This window comes from Chloroflexota bacterium, assembly GCA_016887485.1.
Taxonomy (GTDB): domain Bacteria; phylum Chloroflexota; class Anaerolineae; order Anaerolineales; family Anaerolineaceae; genus Brevifilum.
Genome location: CP069394.1, coordinates 2,488,449 through 2,505,821, shown reverse-complemented (window position 1 = coordinate 2,505,821; position 17,373 = coordinate 2,488,449). Strand labels below are relative to the sequence as shown.

The 17,373-nt window shown below is 51.3% G+C and carries 15 protein-coding genes; 12 read left to right on the top strand and 3 right to left on the bottom strand.

Features of this window, described 5'->3' with window-relative positions; translation table 11 throughout:
* Nucleotides 1-90 precede the first annotated feature (90 nt).
* A complete protein-coding gene (locus JR338_11395; GenBank protein ID QRN83004.1) occupies nt 91-582 on the top strand; it encodes a hypothetical protein in 492 nt (163 codons plus the stop codon).
* A gap of 74 nt (nt 583-656) precedes the next feature.
* On the opposite strand, the gene JR338_11390 is transcribed toward JR338_11395, so the two are convergent.
* The 3 genes from JR338_11390 to JR338_11380 all read right to left on the bottom strand — a co-directional run bounded on the left by JR338_11390 (nt 657) and on the right by JR338_11380 (nt 5,012).
* Nucleotides 657-1,928, bottom strand: coding sequence for a helix-turn-helix domain-containing protein (locus JR338_11390; protein ID QRN83003.1), 1,272 nt, complete (start codon nt 1,926-1,928; stop codon nt 657-659).
* Nucleotides 1,929-1,941: 13 nt separating this feature from the next.
* Entirely contained in the window at nt 1,942-2,901 is a 960-nt protein-coding gene (locus tag JR338_11385; GenBank protein QRN83002.1) for a GDP-mannose 4,6-dehydratase, read from the bottom strand.
* Nucleotides 2,902-2,996: 95 nt separating this feature from the next.
* Nucleotides 2,997-5,012: a M23 family metallopeptidase gene (locus tag JR338_11380; protein QRN83001.1), complete on the bottom strand. Its 2,016-nt coding sequence runs from the start codon at nt 5,010-5,012 to the stop codon at nt 2,997-2,999.
* 479 nt (nt 5,013-5,491) lie between these two features.
* On the opposite strand from JR338_11380, the gene greA reads away from it, so the two are divergent.
* The 11 genes from greA (at nt 5,492) to JR338_11325 (ending at nt 17,366) form a co-directional block, all read left to right on the top strand.
* A complete protein-coding gene (gene greA / locus JR338_11375; protein QRN83000.1) occupies nt 5,492-5,953 on the top strand; it encodes a transcription elongation factor GreA in 462 nt (153 codons plus the stop codon).
* 76 nt (nt 5,954-6,029) lie between these two features.
* Nucleotides 6,030-7,568, top strand: a complete 1,539-nt coding sequence (gene lysS, locus JR338_11370) for a lysine--tRNA ligase (GenBank protein QRN82999.1) — start codon at nt 6,030-6,032, stop codon at nt 7,566-7,568.
* Between the two features lie 58 nt (nt 7,569-7,626).
* Nucleotides 7,627-8,235, top strand: a complete 609-nt coding sequence (locus JR338_11365) for a sigma-70 family RNA polymerase sigma factor (GenBank protein QRN82998.1) — start codon at nt 7,627-7,629, stop codon at nt 8,233-8,235.
* A complete protein-coding gene (locus tag JR338_11360) occupies nt 8,232-9,053 on the top strand; it encodes a hypothetical protein (protein ID QRN82997.1) in 822 nt (273 codons plus the stop codon). The genes JR338_11365 and JR338_11360 overlap by 4 nt, the downstream gene beginning before the upstream one ends.
* Before the next feature lie 232 nt (nt 9,054-9,285).
* The gene (locus tag JR338_11355; GenBank protein QRN82996.1) at nt 9,286-10,017 is read left to right on the top strand and encodes a S1 RNA-binding domain-containing protein; all 732 of its coding nucleotides are present in this window, start codon (nt 9,286-9,288) and stop codon (nt 10,015-10,017) included.
* A gap of 162 nt (nt 10,018-10,179) precedes the next feature.
* The gene (locus JR338_11350; protein QRN82995.1) at nt 10,180-11,802 is read left to right on the top strand and encodes a CTP synthase; all 1,623 of its coding nucleotides are present in this window, start codon (nt 10,180-10,182) and stop codon (nt 11,800-11,802) included.
* Between the two features lie 17 nt (nt 11,803-11,819).
* Entirely contained in the window at nt 11,820-12,272 is a 453-nt protein-coding gene (locus tag JR338_11345) for a hypothetical protein (protein ID QRN82994.1), read from the top strand.
* Nucleotides 12,273-12,341: 69 nt separating this feature from the next.
* Nucleotides 12,342-13,637 (top strand): phosphopyruvate hydratase, encoded by a 1,296-nt coding sequence (gene eno, locus JR338_11340; protein ID QRN82993.1) that lies wholly within the window; start codon nt 12,342-12,344, stop codon nt 13,635-13,637.
* 392 nt (nt 13,638-14,029) lie between these two features.
* Entirely contained in the window at nt 14,030-14,920 is an 891-nt protein-coding gene (locus tag JR338_11335) for a hypothetical protein (GenBank protein ID QRN82992.1), read from the top strand.
* Between the two features lie 106 nt (nt 14,921-15,026).
* Nucleotides 15,027-15,707 (top strand): uracil-DNA glycosylase, encoded by a 681-nt coding sequence (locus tag JR338_11330; protein QRN82991.1) that lies wholly within the window; start codon nt 15,027-15,029, stop codon nt 15,705-15,707.
* 264 nt (nt 15,708-15,971) lie between these two features.
* Nucleotides 15,972-17,366 (top strand): efflux RND transporter periplasmic adaptor subunit, encoded by a 1,395-nt coding sequence (locus JR338_11325; protein ID QRN82990.1) that lies wholly within the window; start codon nt 15,972-15,974, stop codon nt 17,364-17,366.
* Nucleotides 17,367-17,373 lie beyond the last annotated feature (7 nt).

The following is a 17,373-nucleotide window of genomic DNA, read 5'->3' as shown; positions in this document are numbered from 1 at the left end:
TCAGCGTATTACATAAATCAAGCAGGAGTCACTTCAATAGTGGCTCCTGTTTTTATAGGGTTATAATTATCATAAATTGAAAGGACTGCCATGAGAAAAACATTGCCTCTCATCTTCATTATTGCAACCCTGATTTTGGTCGGTTGCCAATCCACCCCAAGTACGGAGCCTGCTCAAGTTGATGTCAATTCAACTGAGGCATCAGAAAGTGGATATCCCATTTCTGATGGTTACCCTGTCGGAGAATATGAAATCACTTATGTTATGGGTCCAGACTTTTCAATTGACACCCCACTGAAAACCGGCGATTTAGTTGTCACTGGCACAGGTCCTGCTGGCGTTCCGATTATTCTAATTGACGCAACGGATGTTGGAGAATTACTGGGTACAACGGTCATTAGTGACGATGGAACATTCCAAATTGATTTAGCCAACGGCCTGCCCGAACAGCATCAGATTGGCATTCAACTTGGAGACCTGACCGGAACAGACCTTAACGCAAATGACTTTGTCTATAACGACAATTACTACGTCCGGCCATTAATTGGAATCATGTTTGATATGGCCCTCGTGGAAAACTAATCTTAATTCTGTTGGAAATCAACAGTGGGCGATGGAATATCGCCCACTTTGTCGTTAAATTTCAAATTCCTTCACTAAGGCACAATCGGGATATAGATGCTGTAATAAAAGGCCTGGTAGGACCAGAATTCCGTTTCGGTCATCTCGGGTGACGTTGCCAGGACATAGAGCAGCTGGCCAATGGAGAGCAGCCGGGTGTGGCTGGTGGTGTAATCCTGCTCCACAGGCAGTGAGACCCAATTCCCTTCCACCAGGATCAACCCTGTTTCCCCTGCGGCGTCCACCTCACCGCCCAAGAGATAGATCAAGTCATATATGCTGGCGGCGCCAAACTCAGCGCGGCCCTGCGGCATATCAACAAATTCCTCCCAGGGATCCTCCCCATTGGCATCACGGGATGGGAAATAAGATTGCGTGGACTGTAGTAATCCAGTCTCGTTTCGCCCACCCAGAATAACAATCCGGTCAGTGAGCGCCACAGCTGCCGCACCTTCCCGAGCGGTCTTCATAGGGGCACCCGGCTGCCAGGTATCCTGCACCGGGTCATAGATCCAGACGATATCGTTGGTTTTGTCACCATCTGACCCACCGAATAAATAAAGCAGGCCTTCATAATCCGCCAAAGCATAATTGGCAAGCGGTTCAGGCAGTGCTGCGCCTGTTGTCCAAATATCCTGCCGGGGATCATAAATTTCCAACGCTGCGGTTGGAGAGCCGCTTGAATCAAAACCGCCGGGGACATATATCTTCTCGCCAATCAAAACCGCCTCAACCTCCGAGACCGGTGTGGGTTTGACCGCTGCGGCGGACCAAATGCCGGTTGCCAGATCAAACCGATAAACATCACCAACGCCGCCTTCCGAACTCTGCCCACCGATGCTGAATATTTCATTGGAATACGTTACGAATGCCATACCGGTTTCAGGCTGGGGCAATGACGCCAATGCCTGCCAGCGTTCCGCCACATCTGCGGTGGGGACCATTGTAACCGGCGTTTCCTCTGCCGTAAAAAGGTTCGTTCCAAGTAAGACGCCAAGAAATATAATTACTAAAACGGCTACCAACCAGATCCAGCGGAAACGGGCCACTAAGCCAGGTGTATTCGTTTGCTCCGTCTGAGTGTCATCCTCGCCACCGGGTACGTCCACGATGCGTTGTTCAATGGCATAAAGAGTCGCCTCAGTGCGAGAGGAAACGCCTGCTTTCTCAAAAATGTTTGAGAGATGGACTTTTACCGTATTATGACTGATGGAGAGCTGCTGGGCGATTTCGCGATTGGTCAACCCTTCGGCCACCAGCCGGAGGATTTCTTGTTCGCGGTCACTAAGCAAATTTTCGCCACTCATTCCATCAATCCTGTTACTTTTCCAAAGCTTTCAGGTCAGCTTCGACCATCAATCGAACCAAATCCTCAAAGCCAACCTCTGGCTCCCATCCCAGCTGATCGTGAGCATAAGATGGATCGGCCAACAATGGGTATTCCTCCACAGGCCGGAAGAACTGGGGATCCTGAGCTACATATTCCTGATAATCCAATCCAACGACTTCAAAAGCAACCCGGCAGAAGTCCCGCACGGTATGCAGGTGACCAGAGCCGATCACATAATCATCAGGGTCATCCTGCTGGAGCATCAACCACATCGCTCGGACATAATCGCCGGCAAAACCCCAATCCCGTTGGCAATCCAGGTTGCCCAGGCGCAATTCATCGGCCTGACCGTTCACAATCCGGGCAACGGTGTGCGTGATTTTGCGGGTGACAAATTCCTTCCCACGCCGGGGGCTTTCATGATTGTAAAGGATACCTGCAACCGCAAACAATCCATAATGTTTGCGGTAATTTTGCGTCAAAAGGTGGGCATAGACCTTGGCTATCCCATAGGGATTCCGGGGATTCAAAGGCGTTTGTTCATTCTGAGGGGAAGTTCCAGCGTCACCGAACATCTCACTGGTGGAGGCTTGATAGAATTTTGACCGAGGCGTCACCTGACGCAAACAATCCAATATCCGGGCCACGCCTAAAGCCGTGGAATCGGCGGTCAAAACGGACTGGGTCCAGGAAAGCTGAACATCCGACTGACCGCCCAGGTTATAAACCTCATCCGGCTTATAGGTTTCAAAAATCTCATAAAGAGATCCCTGATCCGCCAGATCGCCGTGGGTTATTTCAATTTGATCCTGAATATGAGCAATCCGCTCGAAATCCACCGTGCTTGACCGGCGAACCATGCCGACAACACGATAGCCCTTAGCCAGCAAAAATTCTGCCAGGTAAGAGCCATCTTGTCCGGTAATCCCGGTGATCAAAGCAACTGCCAAATTGGTTTCTCCTAAATCGGTTACTCAATATCCTTTTCCATTATACCAAGTTGGCAATTATGGGTTTTTGATATTTCTGTCTTCCTTTTTCTTCCCTAATGATTATTAAAAAATATCGGGAATATTAAACCTTCAGGGAACACATAACCTTCTGAGTATAGCGCTGTTTTTCCAATAGTAACATTCCCGGCATTATCCGTTACGATCAGCCGGATAATAATCAGCTCCGTTTCGTTTACATTGATTATATAGGAAGAAGCCTCTTTGGCGAGCTTACTGTCCAAAGGTTGCCACTCACCATTGTTAACTTTCATATCGAGAGCATAATGACTTATCCCGGTTAACTGATCACCAGCAGTCCAGGTGATAGTAAACTGTCCGGTCAATATAGGCGAATTGATCGAACCAAAATTCACCCATGGATTAGTCTTATCCAAAGTTGCATTGAAGGTCAGGTCCGTACCCTGATTGCCCAGGGCATCGGTCGCCACAGCGAGGACGGAATAAGTCGTTGATTCGCCCAGGCTGCCGGCTTCAAAGGGGGCCTGCCATCCATCAGCACCGTTAGTGTCCGTACCGAGCAGAACCCATTCATCGCCATTCCAATTCATACCGTGGAACCAAAAGTCCACGGAGACGATATTGCTGTTGGTACTGCCCTTAATTACAGTTGCACTGACCTGGCCGCTGTTGGGCAGCAGGACTGTGCCATTGATCTTATTCAACGAAACGTCAGGGTCCACCCCTGCTGAACACTCCACACCCTTGACCACTTCCCGTATGGAAACAATCGAGGAGGGATTGCCCTCATAATCCCAGACCCGCAGGGCCAAATCAAAGGGACCATCAGGCACTTCCGTTTCGCACAAATTCACCTGAGCCGTGAAGGGCGTCGCAGTCTGTTCGTCAATCGTCATCCAGTCGCCATCATCATATCTCGCCAGAATTTCCAATTTGGTAACAGCGATATCGTCCTGGCCCCACCCTGAAACGGTCATCAGGGGATCAGTTTGATATGTCTTTGTAAGCGGTGCCGTCAGAGCGCCAGTCGGCGGATTCGCCGGGGCATTACCCGAGGTGTAGTATGCCTGTCCTTCGCCGCCGTAGGTTGCGGCTTCATACTCGAGCCGCGGGCGACCGCCCTGGGTTGCGGCATCCCAGTTTATTGAGACATCTTTAAAGGTGATATCCAGCGCAACACCCCAGATATAACCACTGACAGAAAGGTATTTCGTTTCGTCCGAAACAACCATGAAGTGAACATGGTGTCCGGTGCTGTAGCCGGTATCATCCACATCTGCTATATACTGCCCCTGCATCACGGGCGCGCCGACCTGTTTCAGGTTAGCTGGGACTGAACCCTGCGCAATATGCAGGTAGATCTGGTATGTCCAGGGTGTGGTGGAACGGTCCTGAATAGTTATGCTGTTGGTGCAAGAAGAATCTCCATTCGCACAGTTGTCCTTCCAATGGTAAACCGTCCCACCCTTGGCAGCCACCATGGGGAACATGGTGCCATCTGCAAAGTCAAAAGCATGGGTGCAGTAATAGGTGGGATAACAGGAGGTATGTCCCACAGACCAGGTCAGACGTTTGGTCAGGTTCTCCGCCCAGGGGAGATAGTAACCACCATACACCTTAGCGTCTTTGGAAATTGCAACCTGCTCCGCATCCACATCTCCCTGAATCGTTTTGGAAACATATTGAAATTCTGTCAGGACGTCATCAAATTTCTCTTCCCCGCTGACCATCAAAATCCATTTGCCTTCAGCATCCTGCTCAGCCATCACCAAATCAGGTTCGCGGCCAATTAATTCACCAGTCTCCGGGTCAATCGCTGCCAACCAAACAGCCGCGACCTGCCCATCATCCTGATATTGGATCATGTCAATAACATAAGACTCCGCCGGCAACCAACCTTCAGATTGATCAATCGCAGTAAGCACTACCTCAGCCAGATCCGAATCACCCCAATCCTGCGGGGTGGAATCGGTCTGGGCGACAACCTGATCCTCGTTCGATTTTCCGGGTAGTTCAAGCAGAGTCAATGCCAGTAAAGCCAGGCATAAAATGGCTAAAATAATAATCCCGAATTTCAATGTTTTACTCACATTAAGCTCCCTTTGCAATATCACCTGACCCTGGCCAGGCACCGGGGTATTTTTTTGATAATGTTTCAGAATAAACCTACCCCTACATGTGCAACATTCATGCCAGGCCGGAATGATTCTTCCGTCCTGAACCATTGAATAAAATTGTCAGGTTTAGGGATGCAATAAACGTTCCAATCCCGATCAGCTCGGTGGAAGAAATATTTATAGATCAAATGATAATGACAGATAATTCGAGCATTACTATGCCTATTAGTGACTTAATTATATTTGGTGTTTATTCAAAATTATTTGATTATATCCACATAACCTGCTTGATTTTGAATCAAAAATATGATAATATAGCATCCAATTGACGATAATCACTGTTTTCCAGAGTAATGTACGGTTAAATCTTGAAAATAGCGAATTTTTTTGTTTAATCTAAGGGGATAATTCTTCCCCGGCAATGAACAGAGCAAAATCGGAAGGAATTTGTCATGCCCAGTTCGTATTTAACACAAGAAGGTTATGATCGGCTGCTGAAAGAGCTGGACTATCTTCGTACGGATAAACGCACAGAGGTCGCAGACCGCCTGCGGAATGCGATGGAAGATGGCGAACTGATCGAAAACGCAGAACTCGAAGCCGCAAAAAATGAACAATCTTTCGTTGAAGGCCGGATCAAGGAATTGGAGATCCTGCTTGCCAACGCTAAATTGATTGAAGAAAACGCGAATAACGACACCATCCAGGTCGGTTCCAAGGTCAAGGTGAAAGAGGACGGATTTGACCCGGAAGAATACGTGATCGTTGGTCATGCCGAGGCTGATCCTCGGCTGGGACGCATCTCAAATGAGTCCCCTTTGGGCAAAGCGTTGCTAAATCATAAGGCTGGTGATAAAGTTAAGGTCGAAGCCCCTGGCGGTGCTTTTGAGATTGATATCCTGGCTGTAGGCTAGCCCACAAAAATCCGCTCAAATGCCCCGCCCGGGAAACCTGGACGGGGCTTTTATTTCATCAAATTAGGAAGGTATTATGCTCGAAGATTCATTCACGGAACTTGAACGCAACCGCTTGGATAAACTCCATGATGTCCAGGCGGATGGGCTGGAACCCTACCCCACCCGTGCAGAACAAACCCACACCAGCCAGGCAGCCATAGATGCTTTCACCAAGGCTGAAGAAGCTGGTGATGAGACTCCTATCAAGGTCACCCTGGCAGGACGTCTGCGGTCACTGCGGACCATGGGCAAGATCGCCTTCGCCCACATTGACGACCGTGCCGGCCGCATCCAGCTTTTCTTCCGGATCAATGACCTCGGTGAAGAAAAAATGGCGGAGCTGGATAAATATTTCGACTTGGGCGATTTCATTCAGGCCGGCGGCTATATGTTCCGGACCAAACGCGGCGAAATTTCACTTTATGTGGAAGATTACAAATTGCTGGCCAAGGCCCTGCGTCCCCTGCCGGCTGCCAAAGACGAAGTCGTCAACGGTGAAGTCGTCCGGCATGCCACGCTGAGTGACCCGGAAACCCGTTTCCGCCAGCGCTATGTCGACCTGGCCGTGAACCCTGAAGTACAGGAAATCTTCAAAATCCGGGCAGCGACTGTCCGCTTCCTCCGTCAGTTCCTGGATGAGCACGACTTCATCGAAGTTGAAACGCCCATTCTTCAACCCATCTATGGTGGCGCAGCTGCGAGGCCCTTCGTCACCCATCACAACCAACTTCATCAAGACCTCTTCCTGCGGATTTCCTTCGAGCTCTATCTGAAACGGCTGCTTGTGGGCGGCCTGGAAAGGGTATATGAGATTGGGCGCGATTTCCGCAACGAAGGCGTCTCCTTCAAGCACAACCCGGAATTCACCCAGTTGGAGTATTACTGGGCTTATGCCGACTATCTGCAGGTGATGGAATTCACCGAGCAAATGATCGCCTTTGTCGCCGAGAAGGTCCTGGGCACCACTAAGATTACTTTCGATGGCAAAGAGATCGACCTCACACCACCCTGGAACCGGGTGGAACTGCGGCAGGGTCTGATTGAAGCCACCGGCATTGATATCGAAGAACACCCCACCGCTGAATCACTGGAAGCCGCGATGAAAGCCAAAGGCCTCAAGGTCAAACCGGGTGCTGCCCGCGGGAAGCTGATCGACGCCCTGCTTGGCGACTTTCTAGAGCCGAACTTCATCCAGCCAACCTTCCTTTATAATTATCCAAGGGACATCTCCCCTCTGGCGAAGAATCAACCCGGCAATCCGGCAATTGTGGAACGCTTTGAAGGCTTTGTTGGTGGGATGGAACTCTGCAATGCTTTCACCGAATTGAACGACCCGCTGGATCAGGAACAACGTTTCCTCGAAATGGGCCGTGATTATGAAAGCGATGACGAAGAACGCCATCCAATGGATGACGATTATTTGAACGCCCTCAGCTATGGGATGCCCCCTGCCGGCGGTTTTGGGATCGGCGTGGACCGGCTGGTCATGCTGCTCACGGGCCGGCGCAGTATCCGGGAAGTGATCCTGTTCCCCCACCTGCGCAGCGTGGGCGATGAGGACACCGACGAATAACATCTGACATTTTTACCTTCATCCACCTGAAAGGCACGTCAAAGACAAACCGGTTGGTATGGACGAACAAGAACTGATCCAAGACGCACTCAATGGCAATCTAGATGCCTTCAATGGCCTGGTCTTGCATTATCAGGACATGGCCTATAACGTTGCCTATCGCGTGATGGGCGAACATGGCGCTGCCGGCGATGCTTGTCAGGAAGCATTCATCTCTGCCTACCAGAAATTGCATCAATACCGGGGAGGTTCGTTCAAGTCCTGGCTGCTGCGGATCGTCACCAACGCCTGTTATGATGAGCTCCGCCGCCGCCAACGCCGCCCGGTGACGCCTCTGACGCCTGAACTAGACGATGGAGAAACGCTGGAAGATCCTTATTGGATCGAAGATGACCAGGCCTCCCCAGAAGAACAAATGGAACAGGCAGCGCTGGAAAAAGCCATCCAGCATTGCATCAGCGAATTGGAAGAAAAATTCCGTACTATCATCGTTCTGGTGGATGTTGAGGGTATGGATTACGAGGCGGCCTCCGAAATTGCCGATACCCCCCTCGGCACAGTGAAAAGCCGACTGGCAAGGGCCAGGTCTCGGGTGCAAGACTGCCTTCAGGGGTTTTGGGAACTTTTGCCTGAAATCTTTCGTCTAAAGAACGAGGAAACAGAATGATGAACGAAAGACAAAGGGTCAAAGAACTGGAGCAGCTTTCTGCCTATCTGGACGGTCAACTCGATGAGACCGAACAGCGGCAGATCGAGTCGCGTCTGGCCAGCGAACCCGAATTGCAGGAAATGTATGAAGGCTTGCGTAATACCAAGTTGCTATTCAGCCGCCTGCGCCGAGTCCGCGCCCCACGATCCTTTACCCTGACTCCTGATATGGTCAAGGTTCGCAAACAAAAGCAGCCCTTCTTCTCCAGCGTACGCTGGGCAACCTCACTCGCAGCGATCCTGCTGGTGGTGATGTTCGGCGCGGAATACATTCTGGGTGGTTTTTCCAGCACCCAATCGGAAAGAGCCGTGGCGCCCATGCTTGAATCGGTTTATGTGCAGGATGAGGCCATACTGGCGGAGGAAGAACCGGAGGCAAAAGTCGCAGAACCACTGATCATTTGGGGTGTACCTGCTTCAGGTTCAGGTGGCGGCGGTGGCGATATTGCTGAAGGAATCGGGGGTGGCGCTGAGCCCTATATCTATGAAGAGTCTATCCCAATCGAGCCTTCCGGCGGCGGTGGTTACCCCATTGATACCGCACCAACTGAGGAAACAATGACCACACGGGTGATGGATAACGGCGAAGAAGGAGACCTGATCCTGGGGATCAACATGGACCAGGCCGGTGAAGTCGTTTCACTCAGCGAACAACCTCCTGCAAAAACATCCACAAACTGGTTGGCTGATCTCACACCCCTGCGCTGGGCTGAGATCGGACTGGCCGTGGTTGTCGTGGCTGGGGGGATCCTTTTAGTCGTCAAAAAGAAATCTTAGGGCGCTCCTGCTCAGATCTGACCTCACGCTGGAACAAAACACCACTGTTATTTCTTCTTCAAATCCCCTATAATTAAAAACACTAGCCAGTTACGAATCCAGTTATAAAAGGTGACATTACTCACCCACGATTCACTTCATTCTGACACAGGCTCGGTTTGACACATACCCCACCGCACGGTATAATCAGCTTTCGTGAATTTTTGTAAGTTGTGAACGGGAGAGAAGCGCTATGGAACAAGAACAAGATATTAAAGCAAAAGAGCGCTATACGGGGACAGTGCTTAAAACGACGCTTCAGGGCGCGTTGGTCAACATTGGTGTTGACAAACCTGCTTTTATCCACATTTCTCAGGCAGTTAAAGACGGCGATCCAAAAGCTCAGATCAACAGCATTGAAGAAGTGCTGAAGGTTGGAGATTCATTGGATTTCTGGGTCAAACGGGTCCGCAAAGACCGGATCGAACTGACCATGAAAGAGCCTTTGGCGATGGAATGGCGTGAGATCAAACCAGGCATGACCGTAAAAGGTAATGTCGTTCGTTTGGAAACCTTTGGTGCCTTTGTTGAAATTGGTGCAGAACGCCCCGGCCTGATCCATATCAGCGAGCTTTCACACAGTTACGTCCGCACCCCTGGCGAGGTTGTCCGGGAAGGCGACGAAGTGGAAGCCAAAGTGTTGGAAGTCAATCGCCGTAAGAAACAGATCAAGCTCAGCATTAAAGCACTCCAGGAACTTCCTGAGACCATGCAGGCCCATCAGCAAGCCAGCAACGTTGTCGAAGAAGAAACCAAAGAACCTGATCTGACCGCAATGGAAATTGCTTTACGGTCGGCCATGGAAAAAGCGGAAAACGAAGAAAAGAATGCCAAGAAGAAGTCCCGCAAGAACAAAGATGCGGATTCAGAGCAGGAAGATCTTCTTTCACGCACACTGGAGAATAAAGTTGGTCAAGAATCCTGATAAGCGACCCTCATCCTCCGAGATGAGGACCAATATCTGAATTAGAGACACCGGGGAGGTGCCGGAATAATCGGCCCTCCCTTTTTCTTTTAATGGATTATAGAGATACCTTTATCGATCTGATTGATCATGAGGCGCTGCCTTTTTAGGCGAGGAGGAAACATGACAACCAAGTATATCTTTTTCACCGGTGGTGTTCTAAGCTCCGTCGGCAAAGGCGTGACCGCAGCCGCAACCGGCCGTCTGCTGCGGGAACGCGGCTTCAATGTCGCTGTGCAAAAACTCGACCCCTATATCAACGTCGATCCCGGCACGATGAGCCCCTACCAGCATGGTGAAGTCTTTGTACTGGATGACGGCGCAGAGACGGACCTGGACCTGGGACATTATGAACGGTTCATTGACATCCGCCTGAACAAGGTCTGCAACGTCACAACCGGTCAGGTTTATGCCGAGGTGATTGGCCGTGAACGCCGCGGGGATTATCTTGGCGGCACCATTCAGGTCATTCCTCATATCACCAATGAAATTAAACGACGGGTCCGGTTGGTGGGTAAAACCACCGGCGCAGATATCGTCCTGGTGGAAGTCGGCGGCACGGTTGGTGACATTGAAGGCCTGCCCTTCCTGGAGGCCATCCGCCAAATGCGCTTTGACCTGGGCCGAGAAAATACAGCTTATGTCCACCTCACCTGGCTGCCCCACATCGGCGCAACCGGTGAACTCAAGACCAAACCCACCCAACACTCCGTGCGCGAACTCCGCTCGATCGGCATCCTCCCCGATCTGATCGTGACCCGCTCGGATTATGAAATTGACCCCGAAATCAACGAAAAAATCGCTCTGTTCTGCGATGTCAAACCCGATGCCGTGATCCCAATGGTCACGTCCTCCATCCTCTATGAGATTCCTCTCTTGCTGGATAAGACCTGCATTGCGGACATGCTGTTGGAGAGGCTGGAACTCAAACCCCAGAAACAACCTGACTGGACCGAATGGGAAGCGCTGATCGCTGAAGTGCGCAAACCCAAGCCATCCATCACCGTGGCTCTGGTCGGAAAATATGTTGAACTGCATGATGCCTACATCAGCGTTCGCGAAGCTCTCAAACATGCGGCCCTGGCCCACGGCGTGGAACTGGACCTGCGCTGGGTACACTCCACCGACCTCGAAAATGATATCGGTTGGGAAGAGTTGGAGGGCGTTGACGGAATCGTAGTGCCAGGCGGATTCGGCAGCCGAGGAATTGAGGGTAAAATTAGGACAGTAACCTTTGCCCGTGAAAACAAGATCCCTTATCTGGGATTATGTCTGGGGATGCAGGTGATGGTGATCGAATATGCCCGAAATGTGCTGCATTTCGATAAAGCCAACTCATCGGAATTCGACCACTCCACTCCAGCCCCGGTCATTGACCTGATGCCGGATCAGCACAACGTCACCGAAAAAGGCGGCACAATGCGGCTTGGTCTTTATCCATGCCATCTAATGCCCGGGACAAAAGCCAGCGATGCCTACCAGACCGATCTGGTCGAAGAGCGCCATCGCCACCGGTTCGAACTGAATAACGAATTCCGTTCGGATCTGGAAGCAGCGGGCCTGGTTTGTTCCGGTGTCTCACCAGATAACCGCCTGGTTGAGATCACCGAAGTGAAGGATCACCCCTTCATGCTGGGAACCCAATTCCATCCGGAATTTCTTTCCCGTCCTAACCGGCCACATCCCCTCTTCAGCGCTTTCATCAAAGCGGTTTGTGAGCGGGCGGGGGTTTGCGGCGAAAAATAAGACTGACAGGAGTTGCGATGAAATCGATCAAGGTCATTACCATCCTTTTCGTTGTGATGAGTATATTGCTCACGGGATGTAAGAGCGCTCAACCGAAAACAACGGACAGCTCCGAGGATAGTGCCTATCCGGTCGATGAGGCCTATCCCGTTTACGCCATTGATGCCACCCAACTGACTGAGGTCCCAGCCTGGACATTGACCACATATCTGGTCAATAACCAGGAAACCGCACACGGCGGCAAGACCTTCACCTTCCTGGCAGATGGCGCTTATACAATCACTACTGACAGCGGCAAGGAAGAAGGCAATTGGTACATCAATACCATTTCCAGCCCCATGCTTGTCCTGATCACCGGCGCCGAACAAGACCTGAGCTATGAGATCGTCACCCTGACAACCGATAGCATGGTCCTAAAAATTGACCAGGATGGCGCCATAATTGAAGAACAGTACCAACCTGCGAACTAACCAAAGGTTGATTCTTGTTTATAATAAGTATGATCTTAAGAACTATGAAAGGAATTTCTGAGGTACGACATGGATACAACAATTATTTCCATTAATGCATTACAAATTCTCGATTCACGCGGCAACCCCACCGTTGAGGTTGAGGTTATTCTGGGTGATGGCAGCTGGGGTCGCGCCGCGGTGCCCTCCGGTGCTTCCACCGGTGTGCATGAAGCACTGGAACTGCGTGACGGCGATAAAAACAAATTTGGCGGCAAAGGTGTTCTGAAAGCTGTTGAAAACGTCAACTCCAAAATTGCTGAACTGCTGCTTGGCGCAGATGCCACCCAGCAGGTTGCTATTGACATGGCAATGATCGATCTCGACGGCACCAAGAACAAGAGCAAATTGGGCGCCAATGCCATTCTCGGTACCGGCCTGGCGATTGCCAAAGCCGCCGCGAATTCACTGGGCCTCCCACTCTACCGCTATCTGGGCGGCACCTATGCTCACGTTATCCCTACCCCCATGATGAACATCCTCAATGGTGGCGCTCACACCAGCTGGCAGACCACCGATGCGCAGGAATTCATGGTCATGCCCCTGGGCGCTTCCACCTTTGCTGAAGGCCTCCGCTGGAGTGCTGAAATTTACCACACCCTCAAGGGTGTTTTGAAAGCCAAGGGTTACGCCACATTGGTCGGTGACGAAGGCGGTTACGCCCCGGCACTCAAGGCCAATGAAGAAGCTGTCGAGACCATCCTCGAAGCCATCGAAAAAGCCGGTTTCAAAGCTGGCAAAGATATCGCCATCGCTTTGGATCCTGCCGCTTCCGAGTTCTATGATGTGGACAAGAAAACCTACAACCTGCGGACCGAAGGTCGCGAACTCTCCAGTGACGAGATGGTTGCGTTCTGGGTTGATTGGGTCAACAAGTACCCGATCGTCTCCCTCGAAGATGGCCTGGCCCAGGACGACTGGGAGGGTTGGAAAGCCCTCACCGCTGAAGTCGGCGACAAAGTCCAGATCGTTGGCGACGACCTGCTGGTGACCAACCCCGAACGGGTTGCCAAGGCCATTGAAGAAAAAGCCTGCAACTCCCTGCTGGTCAAAGTGAACCAGATCGGTTCCCTGACCGAGACCATGGAAGCCGTTTCCCTCTGCCAGAACGCTGGCTGGACGGCCGTGACCTCCCACCGCTCCGGTGAGACCGAAGACACCACCATCGCTGACCTCTCCGTGGCGATGAACATGGGCCAGATCAAGACCGGCGCTCCCGCCCGTTCCGATCGGGTTGCCAAATACAACCAGCTGCTCCGCATCGAAGCCGAACTGGGTGACACCGCCCGCTATGCCGGCTGGGATGCCCTCAAGCAAAAGCACTAAATTTTCGAAGCAAATTACGAGCGACCTCCGGAACTTTCTTCCTCTGGAGGTCGCTTTGTATAGGTAGGGTGCGTTCCTGTTGAAAATTGATTACCAAACAATAAGCTAAGTAAGGCCTGCTCTAGTCCACACCATTCCCATTGGGGTGTTCGAAGAAAAAACACATCCTACAATAACAATTACCAACGACACACCCTATCCCCTGCCCCTCCCTCAAAAGGGGAAGAGTGTGAATACATAACTCGGAGGGTGCGCTCCGCCCATGAGCGCACCAGTTTAATAATCCTAATCTTCCCTTAACGCTTATCTGTTGACAGCGTTTTGATTTCAGATGCATAATGGAAGCATCAAATTAGTAATTTAATGAAAAAGTTCACCCTAAGGAGAGAATAATGAAACGTTTGAACCTCATGCTTGTGATTGGCGCACTGTTACTGGCAGCGCTGGCCTGTAGCCTGCCGGGACAGAACACAACGGAGACGCCTGAACCCAACGTCCCCACTGATGCCCCAACCGAAGCCATCACCGAAGAAGTGACCGAAGCACCCACCGAAGCGCCCACCGAAGAGGTCTACACTTGCGCACCCGGCATGCTGCCCGGTTACGCTTTCACAGTCGAGTTCTGCTATCCCAGTGCCTATGCTACCGGTTTCAACCAGGCCCTCATCGCTGAAGTGGTCCCAGACCCAAACCTGGCGCCCTGGGACTTTAACCCCGACATGATTGAGCTGAACTTCAACGGCTATCCCGTCCCCAATGATTACCATACACCCACCATTTGGATCTATCCCGTGGCGGACTACATAGCCCTGGAACCCAACACCCAAACCACGATCACCAACCTCCAGACGCTGCTGGCCAACCAGGACCCGAACCCCACCAGCATCCCCTTCCTGCCCAAATTCAACGCCGCTCAAATGATGCAAGCCCAGGTGAGTTACCTGACCTTCAGAAATGGCCAGGGCGTCCGCTTCGTCACTCAATACGGGCAGGCTGTCATGCCGATCAACAATGTCAGCGCTTTTTATGCCTTCAGCGGCCTAACAGAAGACGGCCAGTATTTCATCTCGGCCACCTTCCCGATCACCCACCCCAATTTCGCCGTGGACAACATGATCGAACCCGCAGAAGGTTGGGAGGTGTTTTCCAACAATTATGAAACCTACATCACCAATCTGGAAACCACCCTCGCCGGCCAACCCACCAACGCCTTCACACCGGATCTGGCCGCGCTGGACGCAATGATGGAATCCTTCCTGGTGCCAGTCGGAGCCATCCCCTAAATCTGGTTTGAGCCCCCATTAATTAACATCAAGGCGTCCCAATGGGACGCCTTTTTTCAGCCCGAATCCAGTTCTTCTCAGTAAATTCTCCAGTAGAATTAACTCCATGACCACCACCCTGCAAGAACTGGAAAATGAGATCATCACCTGCCGTCAGTGCCCCCGTCTGGTCGCCTGGCGGGAGGAAGTCGCCCAAACCAAGCGCAAAGCCTTTATCAACGAGCCTTATTGGGGGAAACCGGTCCCGGGATTTGGCGACTCCAACGCACGGATGGTGGTCGTAGGCCTGGCACCCGGCGCACATGGCTCCAATCGAACCGGGCGGATGTTCACCGGAGATGCCAGCGGAAAGTTCCTCTATCCAGCCCTCTTTCGTGCTGGTTTGGCGAACCAGCCAAACGGTGATGATCCGGAAGATGGCCTGGTGCTCAAAGACCTTTTCATCACCGCTATTTGCCGCTGCGTGCCGCCCAAGAACAAGCCCAACATAACTGAAATCAAAACCTGCCTGCCCTGGATGGCAGATGAGGTAGAGCGCCTACCATATCTTCAGGGATATGTCGCCCTGGGACGGATCGCATTTGATGGCATTCGCAGGATGTACAAGATGCAGGGCGTAGAGCTGCCGAAAATGGACTTCGGGCATAACACCCTCAACCAGCTCGGTGAAGGACTGCCCTGGCTGCTGAGTTCCTATCACCCCAGCCAGCAAAACACCCTCACAGGGCGGCTGACCGAAGCGATGTTTGATACCGTCTGGGAAAACGCCAAAGCGCAATTACACTAATTTGTTTATCCATCTGGGGATGGCTCAATAATGATTGAGTTTAGCGCACCATGGATGAACAACTGCTGGAAATTTTCCATCATCGCATCAACAGTATAAGGTTAATCAATTTCCAATCGTCTTTTACAAAACATTTACAGAAACCTTGTACGCGCTGTTACAATTCTTATACTCAATCAATATAATAATGATCTGTTTTTAAAATATTATTCTTGTTGGACAAAATAAAGATTTAATTTTTCTTGCATATTGTGGAGGCAGAACGTGTCTGAAACTCAAAATAAAAATAAAAAACGCCGTCGTGGACTGTGGATCGCACTGGTTGTTATCGCAGTTGTGATCATCATTGCTGGAATTAGCATCTGGCGGGCCCAGCAGGCCGCGACCGAACTTTTCGCTGGATTGGAAACCGAACCATATCAACGCCAGAATCTAGATGCCAATATTTACGGAACGGGAACCGTTGAACCTTCCCAATCAGCCGTTTTGACCTGGTCCACCAGCGGAATAATCGGTGAGGTTTATGTCTCCCTGGGCCAGGAAGTGCAAAAAGATGACATCCTGATGAGCCTTGATCCGGAATCTGTTTCAGTGGATGTCCTCCAGGCCCAAATTGACGTGATCAACGCCCAGAATAACCTGGACAACCTCAACGAGAACTGGCAATCCGACCTGGCCCAGGCCAAGCTGGACCTGCTCAACGCCCAAGAGGATCTGGATGACCTCTCAACCGATCGCGAGATCATGAACTATCAGCGCTGCACCGATGAGCGCATTCAGGACCTTGAAGACGACCTCGATCAGGCCGAAACCATTTATAAATACCGCCAAAATGCGGATACCCTCCAGGCCGTGAATACTGCCCAGGCAAATCTCGATTACTGCAATGCCGGATATACCGAAACAGAAATTGCCGAAGCCGAATTAAAAATCCAGCTAGCTGAGGCCAAAGTGGCCGACCTGCAGGAGCAGGTGGATATCCTGACTGAAGGTCCCGATCCCGATCGGGTTACCATTATGGAAACGCAGCTGGCTATGGCACAAAACCGCGCCGACAGCCTGCTGGTGAAAGCACCCTTTGACGGCGTGATCACAGCCCTGCCCGTTCAGGAAGGCGACCTCGTCCAGGCCGGCACCAAGGCAGCTCAGTTGGATGACCTTTCCAACCTCTATCTGGATGTCCAGATTTCCGAGGTGGATATCCCCCTGGTGGCTGTTGATCAACCCGCCGAATTGGTCTTTGATGCCTATTATGACGAAACTTTCTCCGGACATGTGATTCAAATTTCACCGGTTGGCAGCTCCGTGCAGGGCGTGGTGGAATATAACGTCCGCATCCAAATGAATGGCGACACCGACGGCCGGATTAAACCCGGCATGACAGCAGCCGTGAATATCATCGTGGAAGAAAAAGACGATGTTTTTGTCATCCCCAATGACGCCATTGTGATCGTTGATAACCAGGAAAGCGTCTTTGTCAAACGGGATGGCACGTATGTAGCAGTACCCGTCACCCTCGGCGGCTATTCCGACAACTACAGCGAAGTCCTCAGTGCCGATATCGAAGAAGGCGAATTGATCGTGATCAATCCCCCCGATGAACTGACCGGGAATATGCCTTTCGGCCCTGGCAGTCGATTCCAGGGCTTTGGAGATTAGAGATTCA